Below are 21,556 nucleotides of genomic sequence, written 5' to 3'. Positions count from 1 at the left end.
CGTATCTTTGGGGTGCAAAATTACGAATTAAGCTGCGAATCAGATGAATACCCCCATAAGTAGAGTAAGAACGGATCTCGTCGAACTCTTGTTCTGGGTGCTGATAGGCCTGCTATTCTTTAGTTTACTCGGGGTCGTCACGGCTCAATTCCTCTACGATGTGCCTCTTTTGCAAGACCCTCAAGCCCTGTTTTCGGGCACCCCATCGGCCCGCAGGGCCCTCATACTTTCACAATCGCTCACGAGCATTGGCATATTTGCTTTCCCGGCGATCATGTGGTCGTGGCGGCGGAGTGGAGTACGCCCGGAACTAGCTTTGGATAAGGCCCTCTCGGGCCGATTAGTATCGCAGGGAATCCTGCTCATGATCGTGGCCATTCCGATGCTCAATGCGCTGATCTACTTTTGCAATTCGCTCCATTACCCGAGTTGGTTGCAGTGGTGGATCGATGCGGGCGAAAGGAACACCGGTTTGTTGGAGCTCTTTCTCGACATGAATGGCTTTGGCGATTTGGCCGTAAACCTGTTCGTGATGGCCATACTTCCCGCGCTGGGCGAAGAAATGCTGTTCCGAGGGGTCATTCAACCCTCCCTAGCTCGTCGAATGAACATCCACCTCGCTATTTGGATCTCGGCGTTACTCTTTGGGCTAATGCACCAGAACCTAGTGAACTTGATTCCACTGACCTTGTTGGGCGGAATACTGGGCTATCTTCGCTATTGGAGTGGTTCACTTTGGTTGCCCATACTGGCGCACTACACCAACAACAGTCTACTGCTCATCTTTACCTTTATTCTTCAGCGTAATGGCATTGGCGAAGAGGCGGTGAATCAGGTCGGAACGCCGGAGTCGGGCTTTTTTATGGCCGTGATCAGTGCCCTCTTGGTCGGATTCAATCTGTGGTTGATCAAGAATTCTTCGCGAGCTGCCTAACGGGAAGGTACGAGGCAATAGAACCGATGACCAACACCATGGCCACGGTAACCAAGGCGTCCATTCCACTCATATGAACCGGATATGCGTCAATGATGAACGCGCCCGAAGCCCCAAGACGCACCCATCCGAAGGTTATTTGACCCCAGCACAAGAGTATTCCGAGAGTTAAACCGATCGCGGCACCGAGACCATTGATGAGGAGTCCCTCCGCGAAAAATATCCGCCGAATGGTTGAACCTTGGACGCCCATGCTGCGGAAGGTGGCGATATCCTGCTTTTTCTCGAGCATGAGCATCGTGATGGAGCCTATGAGGTTGAAGGTGGCGATGAGCACGATAAAGGTGAAGATGCCAAATACGGCCCATTTTTCGGTCTGCATGACCTTGTAGAATACCGAGTGCAGTTCAAAGCGATTCTCAACGATGTAATCATCGCCGAGGAGTTGGGCCCATTCATCGCTGAGCTCTTCCATAGCACGGTCCGATGTGCATCGGAACTCGAGCGCGGATACTTCGGGCGGATCGGCTTGGAGTACCCCCCGCATGAATGAAATGGGCACCAGCACGTATTCGCCGTCGAAATCGGCTTGTACGGAAAAGATACCTATGGGAAAGAGTCCACTGATGCGGAAGGCGTCTTCGGGGCGGGTACTCATGGTGGCACCCGGTTTTGGGATGTAGAGATAAAGCGGATTGTACATATCCTGCAGTCCCATTCCGAGGTAGTACGAGACCCCTTTACCGAGCACAGCTAGGTCTTGATCATCGTCCGCGGTGAAGAAACGACCTTGCCACATCAGGCTGTCGAGACCGGTTAATGATCTAAAGCTCGTATCGACTCCGCGAATGGTGGCCACATACTCTCGTTGGCGATACCTCAGTATTGCTTTTTCCTCGAGGACTTCGGAATAGTGCGCTACGCGATCATCGTGCCGCAAGGCACCCAAATCAAGACTGTCGGTGGAGAAGATCTTTCCGATGGCAGGGCGTATGCGAATATCGGGGTCGAAGGCGCCGTAAAGATCGAGCAGAAGGCCTTCGAAGCCGTTGAAAACACTGAGGATGATGAAGAGGGCTGCGGTACAAACGGCCACGCCGAGCATGGAGATGCGGGTGATCCAGTTTACGGCGTTGGTGCGCTTTTTAGAAACGAGGTAGCGCCGTGCGATGTACCACGAGAGGTTCACTTGATCGGGTTCTCGCCTTTTCCTTTCAGGGCCTGGTCCACTTTATCGCGTTCGTCGAGTGTAGTGTCGAGGCGAAAATCGAGATCGGGCACTACGCGCATTTGGTTGCGGATACGCTGTCCGAGTTGATGGCGCAGATGACCGGTGGCGTCACCTACCTGCTTCATAACGGCACCTTGGCGATCGGTGGGGAATACACTTACGAACACTTTGGCATAGCTCAAATCGGGAGCCACACGCACTTCACTTACACTTACGAGTGTACCGCGAAAATGATCTCGCGCGAAGGCATCGAGCAGTTCGCCGAGGTCCTGTTGCAATACGCTGTTTACTTTCTTCAATCGCTGGCTTTCCATAACGCAAAGATAAGGTATTCGTCCGAAGGCCGAATACGAGTTCTTCGAATCAGGTCGCGCTGTGCGCGATCGGGTTTGCTCTGAAAAATCAGTTTGAATTCGGGCTTCGCCCGAGGGTACTCCTTACGGAGTTAAATCTGTTCAAATCGCCCAAAGCGAATAATGCTTCATTTGCTGTAAGCCATCTTATTTAAGAGGTCAACCATTTTCCCTAAAACTTCTTTTCTATTCGTTCATTATTGCTTGATCAAAAACGAACCGAAAAATCAAGTCACTCGTAAGGCTGTAGGCCATAGGCCGTAAGCCGTAGACGTGTACATTTCAGCGAAGCCGAAGGATCTTCCGGCATGGCCGGAGTAAATTCGGGCTTCGCCCGAGAACATTCCTTACGGAGTGAAACCCATTATACTAGATCGCGGAGCGAATTGACTTCAGCAAGGCTGAAACCCACATGCAAAGCAAATGAACTGGCCCACCGCCCACCGCTCATTGCCCACTGCCCCCTTGGAACTGCCGTTAACATCTCCTTATGAATACCGAGAGCCGAAATCGAGTTATCAATGCGAACCAATACTTCTGAAAATGAAAGCCTTATTGTTGTCCCTTGCCTTTATGGCCGCCTCCCTTACCACCGCAACTCAGTCGGATGGAAAGTCCGAAACGGTAACTCTGACCCTGCGTAACAAGACCGCTACAAGTATTCCGTTGCACATTCCGGGCGTCATGAATCCCAACCTTTCTCCTTTCAGCCATAGCGGTGTTGAGGTCGCGGTCGGACAAAAATTCTACCACTACCCCAAAGGCCAAAAATTCATGGCGCCGAAGGTGCTTCTTTTTGAAGCGACTCGTGCAATGAATGGCGATACGCTGGTAGTGAATGAGTTGATCAAGGAAAAACGAAGGAGTTCTGAATTCTTAATTGGTCTGGTTCACGGTTCATAGTTCACGGCTCTTGGCCAACTGCCCATTGCCCATTGCCCATTGCCCACTAAAACCTCAACACTAAGAACTTTCAGTATATCTCTTCGATTCGGTAGAGCTGATCGCGGAACTGCGTAGAGCTACCCAGGGCCATTCCCTTTACGGCTTGAGCCGGCGGGCTGGTGAGTCCGACCGCTATGACAGAAACGCCCTTTACTTCCACAGTCCCGATACCGGTGGCGAAGTAATACCATTGCTCGTTGATCTTGGCTAGTGAACCCAGCACGATGTTCTTGCACTCTTGGTTTCCCAATCGTTGGAGAAGCTCAAATTGCTTTCGAACCGCGGAGTATTGCCCTCCAAGGCACTCTTGCTCGAGCTGTATCATGGCGCGACCCGTTTCGTGATTGTCGCCGGCGCTACTTTTAGATTCACTGGTCAGATCGTTTTTCAACTCATCGAGTTCCGACTGAAGAGCACTGAGGCGTTCTTTCACAAAAAGTAAACAGGCTTGACGAACATCGTCCTTTTGAAAGGGAACGTTCATTACTTGCGATACTCGGGACCTAGGCTCACATTGAGCTTCGCGAAGTAACTACGGCCCCAACTGATGGGCTGAGCTCCGGAAGGGGAATGAGGTGAATTACTCACACGACTCCCTTCAACGGTTTCGATATCGAATAGGTTCTTGACACCGGCCGAGAGGAAAATACGATCGTTCCAGAACCCTCGGGCCAAGCTCAAGTGAGTCATGTTATGGGGCCCCTGCTCGTTCAACGTAAGCACCTCGCCGCTGAGAGAGTACCATCCCTGCTTGCCGTAGTATCTGAAATTCAAGTTCACGCGCGTATCGATCTTCGGTACGATATAGGTCACTTGGAGGTTCATGTCGAACGTTCCGATGTAATCGGTAAGCTCTGCAAGCTCCTCCGAATAAGATTTTGCGCGCGTGTACCCTGCGCCAAATACGAAGGTGAGGTCGTCATAAAGTTTATAATCGAGTTCCGCATTGACCCCATCTGTCCATAGGCGGCCGACGTTGATGTACTCATAGTACAGCGGGCTGGTTTGGGCCCGGGTGATTTGGTTTTCGATGTAGTTGTAGAACACCCGACCACGAATTAGCGCTCGGTGGGCTTCGTTGGTAAGGAGTTCGCGCTCGGCGGCGATGTAGGCGTTGTGCGAATTCTCGGCTTCGAGGTTGGGGTTACCGTGTATATTGTGGTTCCCAGCGACGAATTCGAGATACTGTTCTTTCAGGTCCGGGGCTCTGAACCCACGGGCGTATCCAGCGCGCAGAATCAAGTTCTTATCGCCCCGATAAACGGCCTTAACGGAGGGCAGAATTGGATGATCGAAATTGCTGTTCCATCCGATACGAACTCCGGGTTGAATGGTGAGTCGCTCGGTGGGAAGGTACTGCGCTCCTGCCCATCCGGCCACGGTGGTCATTTGCGTTTGGTTGATCGGCGTGCTCGAGCTGTCCACGATGCGCTCACCCGATCCGGTTTCGTACCGGGCTTCCAGTCCATACTCGGCTTTCCAGCGAGCACCGTACTTAGCCGTAACGACGGTTCTATTGAGGAAGGTGTTGAATCGCGAGGTGTCTTGTCCGTTTTCGATCACGTAATTCGAATCGTTCTCGAAGTCGAGCCTTCGATCTTCACTCACACGGTCGTAGATGTTTAAGGCCGAAACGCTGTTGAACTTGTGGTTTCGCCCCATATCGAACTTCACATTGAACCGAGGGTCGATCCGTCGAGTATAGAAGTACTGGTCGAAGGAATACGGCTTAAATTGAGGGCGCTTCACCTCTCCCAGATCGCGAACCAATTCGTCGAAATAGCGGAGCGAAAGCCCGAGTTCCAAGCTCTTTTTACCGTAGTACTTGATCTGGGCATCGCCTCCCAGTTGTTCCTTCGGGTTCCAGCTGCTTTGCGATGCACGCAGACTGTCGTCGGAGTAGAGCTGCGACTGGTATCGGAAAACGCTACCCGAAAGCATCACTCGGCCTAAGCGGCCCGATACTCCAAGCGTGTTGCTCATAAGGCCGACATTCTCCCATTGATTCTGAGAAGTCACCGACCAAGAGGCCCCGTCTTTCTTTTTAGTAATGAGGTTCACTACCCCACCGGCGGCGTTGGTTACGTAGCGGTTGCTCATGGCTCCCTGCACGATCTCAACGCGTTCGACATTGTACAGCGGTAACTGCGACAGGTCGATGTTACCATCGAGCCGACCGATCACGGGAACCCCGTCGATCATGATCTGTATGTTGTTGCCATCAATTCCTTGCATGGTAAGTCCGGCCCCCAGCGAAGGATCCCGACTCACGCGCAAGTTCAATTGTTGTTCAAGCACCTCATCGAGCTGCTGAAATCCCATGGTTTGAATTTGCTCCGCGTCAATGACCTTGATCTCGTGAACGGCCTTTTCGGGCGTCGTAGGCTCAAACTCACCGGTAACCACTACATCGGGCAGCTCGTATTGCCGAACAGGATCATTTGTATCCGGCTCTTCTACTACCTGAGCGGTTGCAAATCGTGCCGCAAGGCACAAAAACAGTCCTATGAGGGCTAAATTCTTCAGGGCTTACTGAATGATCAAACGTTCCGTTGTGCGCGCATTGCCCGCAACGATATCTACAACGTACATTCCCGGCACTGCATTGAGTTCCACGGTTTCGCGGTTGAATCCCGGAGCCACTTCGAAAGTGCGCTCGGCAACTACACGACCCTGAAGGTCCATAATGCGATAAGCGGCTTCGGTAGCACCATCTTGCCAATCGAGGGTAAGATTAATGCGGCCTACGGCCGGATTTGGATACATGGCGAATCCGGCCAACTCCTCGTATTCGTTCGTGCTCACGTACTGTCCGAGGTACTCGGTTTCGAAGGTTACGATTCCGGTCGACGAGCCTTCGAAATCGAGGAAGGTCATCTGGAATAAGCTGTCGTTGGCCGTTTTTACGAAGTAAACGCGATCATCCAGGGTGATCCAGCTGAAAGACCCCAAATCGAAATAGCGCCAATCTTGACCGATGACGTTCACGCTATCTGTCAAGTTTGCTTCGTGATTGGCAAAGTTCACCGTGGTCGGATTCACGCCGTTGGCTTGCGCCACCAATACTCCTGGAGCGATGAGGGCACCACCTACGTTGTACTCCAAGAACGTTCCGTCACCGGCGTCGAGCAGTTCAGAGTAGCGCGTAAAAAGCATGTCCCAGCTATTGGGCTCAACATCGATGACCATGTTATCCTCGAGCGAGAAAAACACGAGGTCTTTGTTATAAGCGGTCTGATCCAGCGTTTGTGTCGTGAGGTTTCCGCCATCCATATCGGCCCACTTAAAGGTATAAGTACCATTGATGAGTGACTCGATCATGAGTTTTTTGAATAGGCCGTTGCGCAATTCAATGATGAAGACGCGGCTTCCGGTGACTTCATGAGTAGTGAAGTCGTAGGTTCCCCACCCGAAATCGAGTGGGTTTCCGGCAACTGCAGGTGTATTGAAGGCTCCTTCGGACCAAGACACATCGGGATTGCGCAAGAACCCGGTGGTGTCGTTCAGCGTTACGGTGCTGAAATCGGTCGATGGAGTGACCCAAAGGCTGAGTGCTCCTTGTGCTGAAGCTCCTGAGGCGACTCCTTCGTTAACGAAGATACTCGCATCCATGGGGTTCATGTTGAAAGCGATGTCCCAATCTTCAATGAGCGAGGAAGATGTACTTCCTCCCGAGAGGGAGAAATAGGTTTGATTCGCATAACCCGGACCCACCGATACCTGGCGAATCTGCTGTGCCATGCTGACCGTACCTACAAAGAGGAGGAGAAAAAGTACTGATCGATTCATGTTTTTTATTTAGAATGGTTCTTAATAGCGGAGCAAATGTACGTGCCAATCGAGTAGCGTGCAATAAAAACACCCCTTTATTTGGAATCGTTCTTTATAACGCTGCAAAGATACTTCCGTTCAAGGGGTGTCACAACTTTGAAAACCAGATTTTTGTCAGGTTTTACCCGTAAATTCTGGTCCGGCGATCGTTTATCGCTGTACTACGTCGGCGTGTATGGTTTCGATCAATGCGATCAGGTCGCCAATTAGCTCTTGATCGGTTACCCCATTTTGATCGAGTGATACCGCGACATCGGCAATGAATTGATCGAAGTCGGCATCGTTGGATTTCATGGCCATACGCGGATTCTGCGCCGGGTCGTGCGCATCTTTCATGCTCAAACCTGTGTAGTTGTAGCTTTCAGAACCGGTAGCGACGGCAAAGAAATCGGTCAAGTTCTTGCTGAGGATCGTAAAGCCCGTCAAGTTTCCATTTCCTACTTCCATAAGTAAGGTCTCGAAATAAGGCTGCAATTGAGGATCCGCAGCGATCACGAAAATGGCCGAATCTACCACCGCGCGCAAGGTCAAATATCCTTGTTCGATTTGCTGCCCCGGATTATTGGGGTCTTGTACCATGGCATCACCGCCTACGCGCTCGTAAAGCGTCGGTTCGTCGGGATTCATGTCGTTCATGTCGTCGTCCTTATCGCACGCCACCAATATCGTGGACGCGGCGAAAAGTACAGCGAGTAGTCGCGCTGTGTACTTCATCATTTGGTTTTTGAATTATTAAAAGGATTATGGACGCATCCGCCGGAGCGAATGGCTTCTACTGATACTACATAGGCGGTGGCTTTAACTCCGGCCCGCTGTACTAGCTTCACAACTTCTTCGGTGTCAACGGCACCGTTTTCGAATCCGTAGACCAAGGTCTTGGCCTCGGCATTTACGAAGGCGTGCTTCACACCCGATTGTTGCATTACCGTTCGTTTAGCCAACCGGAGGTCCGATGAATTGGGGTCGGCTTCGATGTCGATCCGAGCGAGTTGCCAATCGCCGTGTTGTGAATAGTCCTCGGGTTCGAGGGTCAAGAGATGGATTGCCAAGGCTCCTCCGCCCAACAGGACGATACCAAAGAGCACCCAGGCCGATTGTATAATAAACTTCTTCATTGTGATTGGTTTTGGCATACCTACGACACAATGGATGTTTTGGATTTCCCAAATCGAAAAAAAGGTGCTCGCCGTGACTTTACATTGAGGTCACAACTTCTTCTTTAGGCAGTAATCTTAGGGTAATCTCTAAGCTACGCGGGTTTTGGAATTTAGTCGAAAAGCTAAAATCCATCTTATGATGACAGCTCTATTCTCTTTTATTCTGGTCTTTGTCCTTGCTTTCGGCGCCAGTGCACAATCCACTTATTTCGAGCGCTATATTCAAGGTACCGGCGGAACCATCAACGACACCTTGGACAATGGTACTGTAGTTACTTTGGACCTCTCAACTGATGATGTTGAGCAGGAAAACGATGAACCGGACAGCTACTACGACGATGACCTCGACGCAGGCCGGGAAAGTGATCCCTCTGACCAAAACCTATTGACCTTGGGTCTTCGCTTTACCGGAATCGAAGTTCCTCAAGGAACGACCATCGATTCAGCTTTTGTTGTGTTCCACGCTCATGAAGGAAAGACCGCGGCCGACGTTGCTATGCTCACCATCGTAGGTGAAGCCACCGACAACGCGACCACTTTCGACGAAGCGAGCGGATTCAACGAAAATTACTTGTTGACCGACCGAATTGGCAGTGGAACAACGCTATCGCATTGATCTTTTTGCCGGAAGACCAGGGGCCTAGTACGGTTGAGAACGCTCGTGAGTTCACCTCTTTCAAGACATCGCCGATCCGGACGATGTAGACCCACAGGGAAATCCCGGAGACGGAACCAACCACCCAGAGCGTCGTCCTTACTTGCAGATCTATCACCAAGCACCTGCAAGCATTGAAGAGAACCGCGCAAACTTGTTCAACATCTTCCCAAACCCGGTATCTAACGGAGCGCTGAAGATCGAGTTGAACGAGACGAGTCCGGCCACGGTGAACACAGTAAACGTCGCCGGTCAGGCCGTACACACGTACACTATAGAAAACCAGTACAACTCCGTTGACGTGAGCAATTTGGCTCCCGGAATGTACTTGGTTCACTTGACCCAGAACGGGTGAGACCCTTCCGGGTGCCACCGTTGTTTGGAAGGACAACGGTATCGGAACGACTACCGATATGAATGGGTTCTATACAATAGAAGACCTTCCCGCGGGCCGACACACCTTTCAGGTGAGCTTTATAGGCTTTCAACAACAACAGTTTACCATCGAAATGTCCGGAAAAGTCGCGTATACCAAAGACGTATTGTTGGCTATCAGCAGCCTGGCCTTGAATGAAGTAGTGGTGAATGAGCGAGCCGCCGGACAAGTACGCACGCTTCGCGAGCAAAAGGAGGTCGAGAAAATCGTGACCTTGGTTTCGTAAGAACAGATCATTTCTTTTCCGGACCTCAGTGCGGCCGACGCCATTCAACGGGTTTCGGGCATCACCTTACAAAAGGATCAAGGCGAAGGCAAGTACGTTCAGCTCCGTGGAACTCCTCCCGAATTCACCAACTTCAACGTTAATGGAATTCAACTTCCCTCGCCTGAAAGTTCGATCCGAACGGTCGGAATGGATGTGATCAATGCCAGCCAGATCCAAACCATTGAAGTGGCCAAAGTCCTGCGGCCCGACATGAACGGAGACGCTATCGGTGGTACCGTGAACCTGATTACCAAAAGAGCAGAGAGCACGGAGCCTATTTTCAATGTGACGCTTGCGGGCGGAATCAACGCTTTGCGCAACACGCCCAACGGTGAATTGCAATTCACCTTTTCACAACGCAAAGGACGGATCGGGTTCCTCCTCAATGCCAACTACAATGAGCCGCGCCAAGGGGCCGACAACATGGAGTTCAAGTACGAAAAAGGCGTATTTTTCGGTCAATCGGGTAGCGACAACTACCATATTCAATACACCAAAGTTCAACTTCGACACTACGATATTACCCGACGCCGAACCGGGCTCTCGGCAACGCTCGATTATTACCTCGACGAAAACAAAATCATCTATGTCAACGGAATGTACAACCGCTTCTCGGACCAAGAGACGCGCCGACGAAAGGTCTATACCCTCGATGATGCCATATCGGAATCGACCTATTTATACGGAGGTATAGACCACGATCTCAAAGATCGCGAAAAGATCCAGAACATTTCGACGATGAGCCTCGGAGCAGAACACCATTGGAACTGGTCTACCTTGAAATACGAAGTGGCATGGTCCGAAGCCCGCGAAAATCAGCCCGACCGCATGGAAGTGGTTTTCGACAACCCCGGACAAGCCATCACGATGAAATGGGACCGGTCGGATCCAAATTTTCCGGTGGTGCGCTTTCCCGATCCCGATAACGCCGCCAATGCCTACGACTACGAAAACTACGAAATGGATCAGCTCCTTTTCGAAAACCACAAGGCCCAGGACCGCAACATCATCGGCCGGCTCGATTGGGAGATACCCTACGGTACCAGCGACAATCACGGCTACGTGAAGTTCGGAACCCTACTCCGCGCAAAGGATAAATCCCGAGACATCAAAGCACACAGCTTCGGTGCTTACTTCCCACAATCGAACCTCTACCCTTTACCGGGACCGGAGTTGAGCGTTGCCACCGTCCATGGTGAATTTTATACGGACAACTTACTCAACCGAGGTTATGTAATGGAATATTTGCCCGACCCAGACGAGATGCGGGCCTTCTACGAACGCTATCCGACTCTGTTCGTTTATGGCGACCAAGGAATCACAGAGTCCCTAGAACGAACCTATGCTCAAGATTATACAGCGACCGAGGATGTTCAAGCCTACTACGGAATGGCGTCACATAACCGGAGAAACCTCATGGTGCCGGGTGGAGTTCGCTTTGAGCGGACCAACATCACTTAAGAGGGCTACCAAATATTTAAAACATCATCCGGGTATTTTTCGGAAATGGATACGGTTACGGATGATCGCGTACAACAGTTCTTGTTGCCCAACTTGCAGTTTAAATACAGCATAACCCCCGACTTCAATGTGCGCGCCGCGATCACCTATTCGTACGCCCGCCCCAACTTCCGCGATGTCATTCCCTACGGCGTTCAAAATGAACGCACTGAGGTCACTTTCGGTAACCCCAACATTCGATATCCCTACGCCATGAACCTCGATTTCCTCGTCGAGCGATACTGGAAGGGTCGCAATATGATCAGCGGGGGAATCTTCTACAAGGAGATCGACGACTTCATCTTCAATTACCAAGTCTTCGGTTACGAAGGAGACCCCACGCAGTCGAATTACAGTAAAGTACAAATCGAACTACACCTTCACCTTTTCAGAAGGAGTCATCGCCAAACGCTATCCGGCCAACGACAACATCAATGTGGTGGAGATCGGCGGTGATTACAGCGAATTCTTCGACCCGGAAGAAACAGAAACCCTTCCATTACCCGGACAAGCACCTCATGCCCTTAATCTCGCCTTGTTCTTCGATTCCCCAAAGTTCTACCTCAAAGTCAGCGCGCACTACTCCGACACCTACTTGCACACCCTTGGAGTGGATCCCGATCTCGACGAATACTACGGTGCCCAGTGGCGAGTCGATTTCAATGGCTACTACCAAGTCAACGATGTTGTTCAAATCTTCTACGACGTCCGAAACGTGACCAATGCGCCGCTGCGCTTTTACTTAGGTCCGCCCGAAAATCGCCGCATCATTCAAACCGAATATGACTCTTACTGGGCCCGACTCGGTGTCCGATTGATCTTTTAGTCATGAAAAATCTCCTCCCCATACTCGCCGCCACCGCCCTGCTCGCCTCGTGTAAGTCAGAGCCAGCGGATAACCCGGCCGAAAGCAACGCATACCCCGACACCACCCTCAACCAGGTAACGGCTACCGCACAAACGGAATCCGTTTCGGCAAACCCGAATGCCGATGCCGCCGCCGACCCCGCCATCTGGTTCAACGAATCCGACCCCGCCAACAGCCTCATTCTAGGGTCCGATAAAACCCTGGGGTTCGATGTTTTCAACCTCGACGGCACGCGCATTACCACCGACTCTGTGGGGCGTATCAACAACGTCGACGTACGCAACAACTATTCCTTTAATGGTGTGGATATCGCCCTCGCGGGCGGAAGTAACCGCGACAACGTTGGAATGGACTTTTGGCGCATACACCCCGACTCCCTCTCTTTGGAATACCTGACTCCCGGATCCATAGCATCGGACCTGCCCGATGTCTACAGGTTTTGCCTTTATAAGAGTCCGGCCGACAACTCCGTCTACGCCTTTGTCAACAGTAAAACCGGCAAAGTAGAACAATGGCTGCTCGGTAGTGAAGGAGATTCCCTCACCGCCACCAAGGTACGCGCACTTCAACTCCCCGGCCAAGTTGAAGGCATGGTCACCGATGACCATCCGGGCAACCTTTTCGTCGGTGTCGAAAACGAAGGTATCTACCATTTCGGTGCTGAACCGAATGACCCCATTCAAGGATCATACCCGGAGCTTTCCGGAGAAGACAATTCCGCGATCCAATACGATGTGGAAGGACTCACCATTTACTACCTCAACGACTCCAAAGGATACCTCATCGCCAGCAGTCAAGGCAATAACACCTATGCGGTATTCGAACGCAGCGGAAATTTCAACTACCTCGGAAGTTTCGAGGTGGTCGACGGTGCAATTGATGGTACGCAGGAAACGGATGGAATCGACGTCAGTAGTCAGGCGCTGGGTGACCTCTATCCAAAAGGCGTATTCGTCGTTCAAGACGGCGAAAACCGAGAAAATGGATCCGTTCAAGCGCAGAACTTCAAAATGATCCGTTGGGACCACATCGCGCAATCGTTCGAACCTGCGCTCAAGGTGAAGTAACCCGTTTGGACTTTTCGCGCTTTTTCTTAGAATTAGCGAGGGCAATACCCGCCAAGGCCGACAAGAACGAGGCAACGAGAATTCCCGGTTTTGCGGCATTGACCTCCGCCTCATCGGTCAGGGCGAGTTCGGCGATGAACAGCGACATCGTAAAGCCTATTCCGCCCAGCCAGGCAATGCCGGCCACCTGTGACCAAGAGGCTCCTTCGGGCTTCTTACCCCAGCCGATGCCCGTGGCCAATCGCGTGATACCGAAAATTCCAAGCAACTTCCCTGCGAACAAGCCCACGAATACCCCGAGAAACACGGGATGTGTTAGCGATTCCAGACTCAATTTGCCCAGGGGGACTCCCGCATTGGCCAGAGCAAACAAGGGCAACACAAAGATCGATACCACCGGATCCAAGTACTCTTCCATGCGCTGTAAAGGCGCTTCGGCCCGCTTGGTCACCATCTTCATTTCTTCGATCACCTCGACCCGGTCATCGGACAACAGCTGACTTTCGGGCAGCTTGTCTGCCTTGTCGAACTCCTTGCGCAACAAGCCCATCTTGGTCAGGAAATTCCCACTCGTCATACGCGGCTTCGACGGAATGGTAAAAGCGGCGAGCACTCCGGCCAAGGTGGCGTGGATTCCGCTTAAGTTGATGGCCGTCCAAACGCCAAACAGTCCGATGATAAAGTAAAACCACGTCGACCGCACCCCCAAAGCGGCCGGCTTCGTACATCACGAGCAAAAAGCCCCCCCGCGATCAACAGGGCCAACAGCACGATGTCCGGCGTATACACGATGGCGGTCACGGCCACGGTGCCAATATCGTCGACGATGGCAAAGGCCGAAAGGAAGATGATGAGCGACGGAACGATCCGTTTTCTGATGAAGGTGATGGTCCCCAGTGCAAAGGCAATGTCGGTAGCCATAGGAATTCCCCAGGTATTGACGCTGTGCGAATCCCAATTTATGGCGACGTACAAAAGCGCGGGGATGATCATCCCGCCGCAGGCGGCAAGTATCGGAACCAAGGCGCTTTTGGGATCGTTCAGGTCGCCGTGGATGAGTTCCTTGCGGATCTCGAGTCCGATCAGGAAAAAGAAGACCGACATGAGTCCGTCGTTGATCCGGTGGTGCAGGGTTTTGCTGAGTTCGAAGCTGCCAATCTCGATCGAGAGATGCGTATGCCACAGCTCAAAATAGAAGTGCGACCACGGGCTGTTGGCCCATACCAGCGCCACGATCACCACCGCAAAAAGCAGCAAGGTCGCGAATAATCGGCTGCGTATCTGATGCTCCAACAGCGTAAGCACGTATTGCGAAACCGACGAAGTTTATTGCATTAAATAAACAAGGCCTTACTCCCGTTCATTGTTCGCTTTACGCAGCAATCGGGCGTATACGCGCTCGGCTTCGGCCAGCAAATCGGCGTCGGCATCGTGTTCCACCGTTCGCTCATTGCGGTGACTTGGTATGTTCTGGGCCTCTCGGCCCGATGCGGTACTTCGCAAGATTCGATTCACTACCTCGGTCGGCTCGGAACAAAATTCCCCGTACGATACAAAGTGTGTGTTAGTATCGTCGATCTCCACGCCATAGGCATAAACCGCGATCCACAAAGCCAGCCAGTGGTTTATATGTTCTTTCGGCCACAGTTCGGCCTTCTGGGCCCATTCGTGTGTTTCGTCAAAACAAAAGCCCTTGCGTCCCCATCCGAATTCGTGATGGGCCAGCCAGTTCATATACTCCAATACGAAGGGATCGTGCTCCTGCATCTCGACGTACTGAAGGTGTTTTTCGAGCAGCGAAAAGGCGTGGTGCAGGGGCTCGCGGAACAAAATGATCGCCGTGAAATCGGGGTTGTGCTCGCGGACCGATCGATACCTAAGTAAGAAATTGTTGTTCTTGGCAATGTAAATGTCGTCGTTGCTCCGGCGCACCACCCGCTGGTAATCGAGATACCGTTCGTACTGCTCGACGGTGAGTTCATGTTCTTGCACACAGTCTGCACCGATATAGGAATCCTCGGTGATCGCCTTAAAGAAAACCTCTTCGAGAGCCTCGTTGGTGTTGAGCCCCACCATGACCCCATCGCCATGACTGCGTTCCTTTACGGCAGCATCTTTTGGGCGATACACCCGCGCCCAAGTGCGCGGCGCCAGCACAAAAGGCATGTTGGCGTAATTGAGTGAGGCGAACGGACCCAGCGGTGCTAGGGTATTGAGCAGACTCGTAGTGCCCGAGCGGGCCAGGCCGGTAATGATCACGAATTCGTTCTTTTGCTCGATGCCCAATTTTTCCGCGGCTTTCACATCGCGCCGTTGGAGGCGCAAACCCACATTCGGATTATCGAGCGCGAGGTGGTGAAGCAGCTGCGCGAGGGGCGTGTAAGCCGATTTATTCTTGGTGCCTCGCGGCACGAACAGCGGCAAGGTGGCTCCGACCGATAAGGCTACGATGTTCCACACCTCGTTCAGGGCGAAGGGGCGGCCCGTCACAACGAAGCGGGTGTAGAGTTTGGGGATAAAGGCCGCGATCGCAAAGGCTACGATCAGTAGGGCCACTACGAGCAATAGGTCGCGCGTGAGCCTTTTGGTGCGTTTTTCGATGAGGGGTAGTTTGTCGTCTTCGGAGCCGGGGGCCAGGAAGGTATCGAGCAGGTTAACGCTGGACTGTGCGAGGGAAAAGAACCATTTCGAGCAAACGATCAAGATCGTCATGAAAACGGCTCCGACAAATGCGATGACGAGGTAATCCACCTTAGTCGTCTTTCTTGCGGAAGCGGCGCTTGATGCGGATCCAGATGATGTATCCGAAGGAGAACAGTACGATTCCACCGATGATGAGTATCAGCACTACAGTGCCTACGCCGAGTCCCGGCCCGATGTACAGATATGGTGTGCTCATGGTTGCTGAATGATTCGCGTCCAGTTCGACAAATGGTGATAGCCTTCGTGCTGCGAAGAAAGTACGTTTTTATACAATACCTCGCCGTCTTTCAACACCCAGAGGACGCCGGTATTTTGTTCTTCAACGAAAACGGATCCGTCGGGCAGCCAATCGGCCAAGCTTTCGGAGGTCGAGTAAATGCGGTTATCGACAAAGGTTTGCTTTGCGACGAATTCGACCGAATCGTTCTCCATGTGGTAGAATACGATGTTGGAGTAATGATCGCCGGCTTCCTTGCGCTCGTTACCGATGGGCAGATCGGTTTTGGCCTTCTGCCACACCACGTGGGCGTTGTTGTTGAAGATGCTGAGGGTGGAGTCGTTCAGAATGTCGACATCGTGCTGCGCGTAGAAGGGGCCGTCGATCACGCGGATCACTTCACCCGTGCCGGGTCTGAACTGCAATACGGTGCTGATACTGCACATACTCAAGAAGATATCTCCCTTTTTCCAGTAGGGTCCGTCCGCCAGCACCGGCTCCACATCGTTGAGGTGGAGTGGATCCCGGGCCTGGCCGGTTTTCAGGAACAGGTGGGTGAGGTCGTTTTCGACTAGGATGTCGGTGAGCGATTTGTGGTAGAGAATATGTCCGGTAGCCGGATCGAGTTGGGTGACGGTGTTGTCGATGTAGTTGAGTGGGCGTCCATCGACCTCGATGAGCCCTCGGTAGATGATGAATCCCTTGGGTTCTCGGTCGTACGTGCAGGCCCAGATGTTGCTGTCCGCATCGAAGTTGAGCCCGTGGTGGTGGGCAATGGTATCTTGTTTCCAGAGCTGCTTGCCATGGGCATCGATAGCGAAGAGACCGGTAACCCCATTGAGCGAGTAAACAAGGTCGCGATCGGCGGTCATGATCGGGTGAATGATCCGATTTTGTGCACGCTCGATGTTGTCGATGGTCCAGGAATGTCCGATGGAATCGTTCCGGAAATTGAGTAGGTCGACCTTTCGCTCGAAGTCTCGGGTGCTGTAGGTTACGAGCCCCCAAACGTCGTTTTTAAGTTCGTTCACGGGGGTAAAATCGGACGGAGTCGGCACAAAGGTCTTGGGCAGTTCGCGCACCTCTTCGACCGATTGCTCGAACAGGTCGAAGAAACTCACGAAGGTCAACAGGCCTTTATTGATCTTTGGCCCCCAACCCAGATTGCCTTGGACGGCGTGCTTGACCATCCAGCCGAAGGCTGAAAGCAAAAAGAGTACGATGACCGTTTTGGCGAAAAATAGGATTGTGCGCTGCATAGCGGCAAAGATAAATAATTCGCCTTCGGCGAGGTTGTTTTATTTCGTAAAGGGTGATTCGGGTTCTCCCAAGGGTGTTCTGCTTCACAGAGGACGTGTTCTTTCTTCGAAGGACATTTACGAAGCGAAGGTATATTCAAGCAAGGCTTGAAGATATTCGGGCCGCGCCCGAGTACGTGTACTATCTTCGAAGGCTGTTTGCGTTGAACGCAAGAGTGTTCTGCCGCGCAGAGGAAGTTCGGGCTACGCCCGAGCATGAGTTACTTTATGCTTTGCGCTCTGAACTATGGACTCCGGACTTTGAACCTGCTAAGATCCAACCCCTTGCTCACTGCCCAAAGCTCACTGCCCACTGCTCTTTTCGACACCAATAGTAATGAAACGAATAATGTATTCGGCATTGGCCATAGCACCTCAAGCTGTCCCCCGTTCCTCTTAGCTTACCGTCATGAATAAGCAGGGGTTTCGTTCAAATATGTTGTCTTATCGGACAACAAGTCGTATTTTTGAGATATGAAGGAGCGAAGAGTCGTTTTCTTCAAGAAGTACTTTGAATCCTTCTATCGAGCATTAGATAGAAAAAGTCAAAAGAAGGCCTTATGGACCTTGAGGTTGTTGGAGGAGCTGGATCAAATCCCAGAACAGTACCTCAAACATATTACGGGAACATTCGGTCTTTACGAACTGAGGTTTCAGCAGGGCCGTAAGATCTATCGGATGTTTTGCTGGTTTGATGAAGGTCACCTCGTGGTCATTGGATCGGGATTTCAGAAGAAATCGCGCCGTACGGCTAAAACAGAGCTTCAAAGGGCGCTTCGAATCAAAGAGAATACTATGAAGAAAAAAATAATCTGACTTCCCTGGACGAGTTCGTCGACGAACACATCGGACCAAAGGGATCCGTTGATAGAGAATCCTTTGAGAAGGAATTCGACACCTATAAACTCGGGTGTTGATTCAGAACATACGAGAACAAAAAGGGCTAACGCAGCAACAACTCGCGGATTTAGCGGGGACTAACAAGGCTTATATTTCGCGATTGGAGAGAAATCTGAAAGACATTCGATTTTCCACACTTCAACGCATTATTAACGAAGGCTTAGGAGCTACGTTGGAGATCCGCATCCGGAAGTAGATTAAAATCAGGTGTCTAGCGTAGTTCGGTAGCGGCCGCGTAAATGACGCTGTATTTCTTCGAAGGGTATTTGCGAATCGCAAGTACATTCAAGCAAAGCTTGAGGATATTCGGACTGCGCCCGAGTATGACTTGCTTTATGCTTTGAGCTTTGGACTCTAGACTTTGAACCTGCGAAGAACTCCCATTAAATTCTACTTGATATCGACGGAGAAAAAAGTTCGGAAAATCTTTTTTTGCAAAAAATGCGAAACTATTTTCTTCCTATCTTCCCTTTCGACCAATAGCTGATTTACCATGACTTTTTAGCCTTTGATTTTACGGCCTGGTGGGAGGCGCTGGAGACATTAGAGCGTATGTACTGGATCATTGCGATCCCGGCGTAGGTCTTCTTCTTGATCCAGATCCTCATGACCTTCGTTTTTGGCGATATGCCTTCGGATGCAGATGTGGATACCGATATTGAGTCGGATGGCGGAATCGATTTTCAGTTCTTAACATTAAAGAACCTGATCGCTTTCTTCACTATTTTCTCCTGGACGGGTATTGCGTGTTTGGACTCGGGCTTGTCGAGAGGACTTTCGTTGGGGATTTCCACTGCGGCTGGGTTAGCGATGATCCTGATCATGGCCTCCATTTTCTATTTCCTGAGCAGGGCCGTGGAGAGTGGCACCTTGAACATGAAGAATGCCCCGGGTGCCGTCGGAGAAGTGTATATGGAGATCTTGCCGCAGCGCGGAAACATCGGAAAGGTGCAGGTGACCATTCAGGGATCCATGCGCACTCTGGAAGCGCTCACCGATGACGACGAGCATCTTCATCCGGGAAACGTGGTCGAAGTTACCGGAACTACTAGCAACAACAACATATTAATCGTTACTAAAAGCAAGAAATAATGAGTGTATTTACGCTTCCTATTTTAGGTGTAGCTGCATTATTCGTATTCCTGATCCTAGTCACCTTCTTCAGAAGGTACAAACGTTGTCCGTCGGATCGAATCCTCGTGGTATATGGACGAGTAGGAGGCGGATCGGCAAACTGTATCCACGGTGGGGCGGCCTTTGTTTGGCCGGTGTTTCAAGACTATGGGTTCTTGGACCTTACGCCGATCTCGATCGAAGCAGGATTGACCAACGCACTTTCGCGTCAGAACATTCGCGTTGATGTGCCATCGCGATTCACCGTTGGGGCATCCACCGAACCGGGCATCATGAACAACGCTGCTGAGCGTTTGCTCGGACAGTCGCAGCAAAACATCCAGGACTTGGCTAAGGACATCATCTTTGGACAGTTGCGCTTGGTGGTAGCGACCATGGATATCGAAGAGATCAACAGCAATCGCGATAAGTTTTTGGCGAACGTTGCATCAAACGTAGAAGCCGAATTGAAAAAGATCGGCCTGAAGCTGATCAACGTAAACGTGACCGACATCAAGGATGAGTCGGGCTATATCGAAGCTTTGGGTAAGGAAGCTGTTGCTACGGCGATCAACGACGCCAAGAAATCGGTAGCGGAAAAAGACCGCGACGGATATATCGGTGAGGCCAACGCCGTTCAAGATCAGCGCGTTCAGGTGGCCGATGCCATTGCCAAAGCAAAGATCGGGGAAGCTAACGCCGCTCGTATCGAACGTATTCAGATCTCCGAGGCCAATGCTCAGGCGCAGATCGGTGAGGCCGATGCCGATGCCAAGGCCAAGACCGGAGAAGCCGAAGCCCAACGAGAACAGCGTATCAAAGTATCTGAAGCCAATGCCCGTGCCGTAGAAGGTGAGAACTTGGCCAAGATCGATATCGCGAATTCAGAGGCAACGCGCCGTGCGCAAGAAGCAGAAGCTTTGCGTAAAGCCATTGCCGCTGAAAAGGTAAAACAAGCTAAGGCACTTGAAGAGTCTTACGCCGCCGAGAAAGCGGCGGAAGAAGCTCGTGCACTGCGCGACAAAGCAGCTTAACAGGCCGATATTCTCGTCCCGGCGAGCATCGACAAGGAGCGCGTTGAGATCAATGCGGAAGCCGATGCCGAGCAACTCCGCAGGATCGCACGACGTGAAGCCGATGCCATCTGGTATCGCAAAGAAGCCGAAGCAAAAGGTATTTACGAGATCCTCACCAAGCAGGCCCGAGGATTGAGACAGATCGTTCAGGCCGCTGGTGACGATACCCGCGGTGCCGTATTGTTGATGGTTGCCGACAAGCTGCCCGAACTGGTGCGTTTGCAGGCCGAAGCGATCAAGAACATCGAGATCGACAAGATCACCGTTTGGGACTCCGGTTCCGGCGATGGCGATAAAACGTCCACAGCGAACTTTATTTCCGGACTCTATAAATCGGTTCCGCCCCTTCAGGAAATGTTCAATATGGCCGGCATGGACCTCCCCGAGTTCTTGAAAGGAAAGACTCCTGAAGAAATCGAGGCCATGGCCGAAGATGTCAAGAAAAAGACGAAGGCCGACAACGACACGACTCCTGAATTGCCCGAGAAATCGGGAGAAGAATAAAGGGTTTCTTCGAAAGACGTACTATTTCTTCGAAGGACATATGCTTAACGCATAGTTATTCAAGCAAAGCTTGAGGGTATTCAGGCTGCGCCCGAGGACGTGTTCTTTCTTCGAAGGACATTTTCGAAACGCGAGTAAATTCAAGCAGAGCTTGAGATCCTTCGGGCGCAGCCCGAAGGGCGTGTTCTTTCTTCGAAGTGTGTTTGCGCTGCGCGCAAGGGTATTTTGCTCAGGAAAGGGTGTTCGGGCTGCGCCCAAGGACATACTATTTCTTCGAAGGATATATGCTAAACGCATGGACATTCAAGCCAAGCTTGAGGATATTCGCCTGCGGCGAGAAGAAGCTTTAAGGTTTACGCTCTAGACTTTAAACTAGCTAAAGCTAAGAGATAGTGCTTGAGACTGCGCCGCATGCGCGGCTTGATCCGACGGGGTGGCATTCAAAGAATCATCAACGCGTCATCTCCGATGCTTTTTATTTTCTCAGAGGCTGCTCAAGC

The 21,556-nt window shown here is 51.6% G+C and carries 21 protein-coding genes and 4 pseudogenes; 13 read left to right on the top strand and 12 right to left on the bottom strand.

Features of this window, described 5'->3' with window-relative positions; genetic code table 11:
- Nucleotides 1–43 precede the first annotated feature (43 nt).
- Nucleotides 44–934 carry a CPBP family intramembrane metalloprotease gene (locus tag J4F31_02375; GenBank protein ID MCE2495416.1) on the top strand — a complete coding sequence of 297 codons (891 nt, stop codon included), beginning with the start codon at nucleotides 44–46 and terminating at the stop codon, nucleotides 932–934.
- On the opposite strand, the gene J4F31_02370 is transcribed toward J4F31_02375, so the two are convergent.
- Together J4F31_02370 and rbfA are read right to left on the bottom strand one after the other, a co-directional pair.
- Nucleotides 909–2,123, bottom strand: a complete 1,215-nt coding sequence (locus tag J4F31_02370) for an ABC transporter permease (protein ID MCE2495415.1) — start codon at nucleotides 2,121–2,123, stop codon at nucleotides 909–911. The genes J4F31_02375 and J4F31_02370 overlap by 26 nt on opposite strands.
- Nucleotides 2,120–2,479, bottom strand: a complete 360-nt coding sequence (rbfA, locus tag J4F31_02365) for a 30S ribosome-binding factor RbfA (protein MCE2495414.1) — start codon at nucleotides 2,477–2,479, stop codon at nucleotides 2,120–2,122. The genes J4F31_02370 and rbfA overlap by 4 nt, the downstream gene beginning before the upstream one ends.
- Before the next feature lie 582 nt (nucleotides 2,480–3,061).
- On the opposite strand from rbfA, the gene J4F31_02360 reads away from it, so the two are divergent.
- Nucleotides 3,062–3,421, top strand: coding sequence for a hypothetical protein (locus J4F31_02360; protein ID MCE2495413.1), 360 nt, complete (start codon nucleotides 3,062–3,064; stop codon nucleotides 3,419–3,421).
- A gap of 70 nt (nucleotides 3,422–3,491) precedes the next feature.
- Here J4F31_02360 and J4F31_02355 read toward each other — a convergent pair whose 3' ends face one another.
- The 5 genes from J4F31_02355 to J4F31_02335 all read right to left on the bottom strand — a co-directional run bounded on the left by J4F31_02355 (nucleotide 3,492) and on the right by J4F31_02335 (nucleotide 8,409).
- Nucleotides 3,492–3,947, bottom strand: a complete 456-nt coding sequence (locus tag J4F31_02355) for a hypothetical protein (GenBank protein ID MCE2495412.1) — start codon at nucleotides 3,945–3,947, stop codon at nucleotides 3,492–3,494.
- Nucleotides 3,947–5,959, bottom strand: a complete 2,013-nt coding sequence (locus J4F31_02350) for a TonB-dependent receptor (GenBank protein ID MCE2495411.1) — start codon at nucleotides 5,957–5,959, stop codon at nucleotides 3,947–3,949. The genes J4F31_02355 and J4F31_02350 overlap by 1 nt, the downstream gene beginning before the upstream one ends.
- A gap of 33 nt (nucleotides 5,960–5,992) precedes the next feature.
- Nucleotides 5,993–7,252: a T9SS type A sorting domain-containing protein gene (locus tag J4F31_02345; protein ID MCE2495410.1), complete on the bottom strand. Its 1,260-nt coding sequence runs from the start codon at nucleotides 7,250–7,252 to the stop codon at nucleotides 5,993–5,995.
- Nucleotides 7,253–7,444: 192 nt separating this feature from the next.
- Nucleotides 7,445–8,011, bottom strand: a complete 567-nt coding sequence (locus J4F31_02340) for a group 1 truncated hemoglobin (GenBank protein MCE2495409.1) — start codon at nucleotides 8,009–8,011, stop codon at nucleotides 7,445–7,447.
- Complete coding sequence (locus J4F31_02335) at nucleotides 8,008–8,409, bottom strand: hypothetical protein (protein MCE2495408.1); 402 nt, start codon at nucleotides 8,407–8,409, stop codon at nucleotides 8,008–8,010. The genes J4F31_02340 and J4F31_02335 overlap by 4 nt, the downstream gene beginning before the upstream one ends.
- 178 nt (nucleotides 8,410–8,587) lie before the next feature.
- Between J4F31_02335 and J4F31_02330 the strand changes: the two genes are divergently transcribed.
- The 7 genes and pseudogenes from J4F31_02330 (at nucleotide 8,588) to J4F31_02300 (ending at nucleotide 13,245) form a co-directional block, all read left to right on the top strand.
- On the top strand, nucleotides 8,588–9,067 hold the full coding sequence (locus J4F31_02330) for a hypothetical protein (GenBank protein MCE2495407.1): 480 nt from the start codon (nucleotides 8,588–8,590) through the stop codon (nucleotides 9,065–9,067).
- A gap of 142 nt (nucleotides 9,068–9,209) precedes the next feature.
- Nucleotides 9,210–9,461, top strand: coding sequence for a T9SS type A sorting domain-containing protein (locus J4F31_02325; protein MCE2495406.1), 252 nt, complete (start codon nucleotides 9,210–9,212; stop codon nucleotides 9,459–9,461).
- A pseudogene (locus tag J4F31_02320) lies at nucleotides 9,454–9,768 on the top strand (carboxypeptidase-like regulatory domain-containing protein). Before J4F31_02325 ends, J4F31_02320 begins: the two are co-directional and overlap by 8 nt.
- Nucleotides 9,769–9,774: 6 nt before the next feature.
- On the top strand, nucleotides 9,775–11,271 hold the full coding sequence (locus J4F31_02315) for a TonB-dependent receptor plug domain-containing protein (GenBank protein ID MCE2495405.1): 1,497 nt from the start codon (nucleotides 9,775–9,777) through the stop codon (nucleotides 11,269–11,271).
- 45 nt (nucleotides 11,272–11,316) lie between these two features.
- A complete protein-coding gene (locus J4F31_02310; GenBank protein ID MCE2495404.1) occupies nucleotides 11,317–11,766 on the top strand; it encodes a TonB-dependent receptor in 450 nt (149 codons plus the stop codon).
- Nucleotides 11,750–12,136, top strand: coding sequence for a TonB-dependent receptor (locus J4F31_02305; GenBank protein ID MCE2495403.1), 387 nt, complete (start codon nucleotides 11,750–11,752; stop codon nucleotides 12,134–12,136). The genes J4F31_02310 and J4F31_02305 overlap by 17 nt, the downstream gene beginning before the upstream one ends.
- Nucleotides 12,137–12,138: 2 nt before the next feature.
- Nucleotides 12,139–13,245: a phytase gene (locus J4F31_02300; protein ID MCE2495402.1), complete on the top strand. Its 1,107-nt coding sequence runs from the start codon at nucleotides 12,139–12,141 to the stop codon at nucleotides 13,243–13,245.
- Here the strand turns inward: J4F31_02300 and J4F31_02295 are convergent.
- From J4F31_02295 to J4F31_02275, 5 genes are read right to left on the bottom strand one after another with little or no spacing between them, the layout of a single operon-like run.
- Nucleotides 13,232–13,954 carry a Na+/H+ antiporter NhaA gene (locus tag J4F31_02295; GenBank protein MCE2495401.1) on the bottom strand — a complete coding sequence of 241 codons (723 nt, stop codon included), beginning with the start codon at nucleotides 13,952–13,954 and terminating at the stop codon, nucleotides 13,232–13,234. The two genes, J4F31_02300 and J4F31_02295, sit on opposite strands and share 14 nt — an antisense overlap.
- A complete protein-coding gene (locus J4F31_02290) occupies nucleotides 13,885–14,538 on the bottom strand; it encodes a Na+/H+ antiporter NhaA (GenBank protein ID MCE2495400.1) in 654 nt (217 codons plus the stop codon). Before J4F31_02290 ends, J4F31_02295 begins: the two co-directional genes overlap by 70 nt.
- A gap of 57 nt (nucleotides 14,539–14,595) precedes the next feature.
- A complete protein-coding gene (locus tag J4F31_02285) occupies nucleotides 14,596–15,996 on the bottom strand; it encodes a sulfotransferase (GenBank protein MCE2495399.1) in 1,401 nt (466 codons plus the stop codon).
- A 1-nt stretch (nucleotide 15,997) separates the two neighbouring features.
- Nucleotides 15,998–16,144 carry a hypothetical protein gene (locus tag J4F31_02280; protein MCE2495398.1) on the bottom strand — a complete coding sequence of 49 codons (147 nt, stop codon included), beginning with the start codon at nucleotides 16,142–16,144 and terminating at the stop codon, nucleotides 15,998–16,000.
- A complete protein-coding gene (locus J4F31_02275; GenBank protein ID MCE2495397.1) occupies nucleotides 16,141–17,424 on the bottom strand; it encodes a hypothetical protein in 1,284 nt (427 codons plus the stop codon). Before J4F31_02275 ends, J4F31_02280 begins: the two co-directional genes overlap by 4 nt.
- 513 nt (nucleotides 17,425–17,937) lie before the next feature.
- On the opposite strand from J4F31_02275, the gene J4F31_02270 reads away from it, so the two are divergent.
- The 4 genes and pseudogenes from J4F31_02270 to J4F31_02255 all read left to right on the top strand — a co-directional run bounded on the left by J4F31_02270 (nucleotide 17,938) and on the right by J4F31_02255 (nucleotide 21,056).
- A complete protein-coding gene (locus tag J4F31_02270; protein ID MCE2495396.1) occupies nucleotides 17,938–18,279 on the top strand; it encodes a type II toxin-antitoxin system RelE/ParE family toxin in 342 nt (113 codons plus the stop codon).
- Nucleotides 18,276–18,559, top strand: a pseudogene (locus J4F31_02265) (helix-turn-helix transcriptional regulator). Before J4F31_02270 ends, J4F31_02265 begins: the two are co-directional and overlap by 4 nt.
- A 356-nt stretch (nucleotides 18,560–18,915) precedes the next feature.
- Nucleotides 18,916–19,455 (top strand): annotated as a pseudogene (locus J4F31_02260) (hypothetical protein).
- Nucleotides 19,455–21,056: pseudogene (locus tag J4F31_02255) on the top strand (flotillin family protein). The pseudogenes J4F31_02260 and J4F31_02255 overlap by 1 nt, the downstream one beginning before the upstream one ends.
- Nucleotides 21,057–21,556 lie beyond the last annotated feature (500 nt).

It is taken from the genome of Flavobacteriales bacterium, from assembly GCA_021296215.1.
In the GTDB taxonomy this organism is placed as follows: Bacteria; Bacteroidota; Bacteroidia; order Flavobacteriales; family ECT2AJA-044; genus ECT2AJA-044.
Note: the sequence above shows the minus strand (reverse complement) of the source record. Positions and strands in the feature narration are given on the sequence as shown.

Bases quoted from the DNA above. Each gene is read 5' to 3' on its own strand.
- J4F31_02330 (MCE2495407.1), top strand. From the start codon at position 8,588: ATGATGACAGCTCTATTCTCTTTTATTCTGGTCTTTGTCCTTGCTTTC.
- J4F31_02310 (MCE2495404.1), top strand. From the start codon at position 11,317: ATGGATACGGTTACGGATGATCGCGTACAACAGTTCTTGTTGCCCAAC.
- J4F31_02280 (MCE2495398.1), bottom strand. From the start codon at position 16,144: ATGAGCACACCATATCTGTACATCGGGCCGGGACTCGGCGTAGGCACT.
- J4F31_02335 (MCE2495408.1), bottom strand. From the start codon at position 8,409: ATGAAGAAGTTTATTATACAATCGGCCTGGGTGCTCTTTGGTATCGTC.
- J4F31_02345 (MCE2495410.1), bottom strand. From the start codon at position 7,252: ATGAATCGATCAGTACTTTTTCTCCTCCTCTTTGTAGGTACGGTCAGC.
- J4F31_02355 (MCE2495412.1), bottom strand. From the start codon at position 3,947: ATGAACGTTCCCTTTCAAAAGGACGATGTTCGTCAAGCCTGTTTACTT.
- J4F31_02270 (MCE2495396.1), top strand. From the start codon at position 17,938: ATGAAGGAGCGAAGAGTCGTTTTCTTCAAGAAGTACTTTGAATCCTTC.
- J4F31_02360 (MCE2495413.1), top strand. From the start codon at position 3,062: ATGAAAGCCTTATTGTTGTCCCTTGCCTTTATGGCCGCCTCCCTTACC.
- rbfA (MCE2495414.1), bottom strand. From the start codon at position 2,479: ATGGAAAGCCAGCGATTGAAGAAAGTAAACAGCGTATTGCAACAGGAC.
- J4F31_02275 (MCE2495397.1), bottom strand. From the start codon at position 17,424: ATGCAGCGCACAATCCTATTTTTCGCCAAAACGGTCATCGTACTCTTT.
- J4F31_02340 (MCE2495409.1), bottom strand. From the start codon at position 8,011: ATGATGAAGTACACAGCGCGACTACTCGCTGTACTTTTCGCCGCGTCC.
- J4F31_02375 (MCE2495416.1), top strand. From the start codon at position 44: ATGAATACCCCCATAAGTAGAGTAAGAACGGATCTCGTCGAACTCTTG.
- J4F31_02300 (MCE2495402.1), top strand. From the start codon at position 12,139: ATGAAAAATCTCCTCCCCATACTCGCCGCCACCGCCCTGCTCGCCTCG.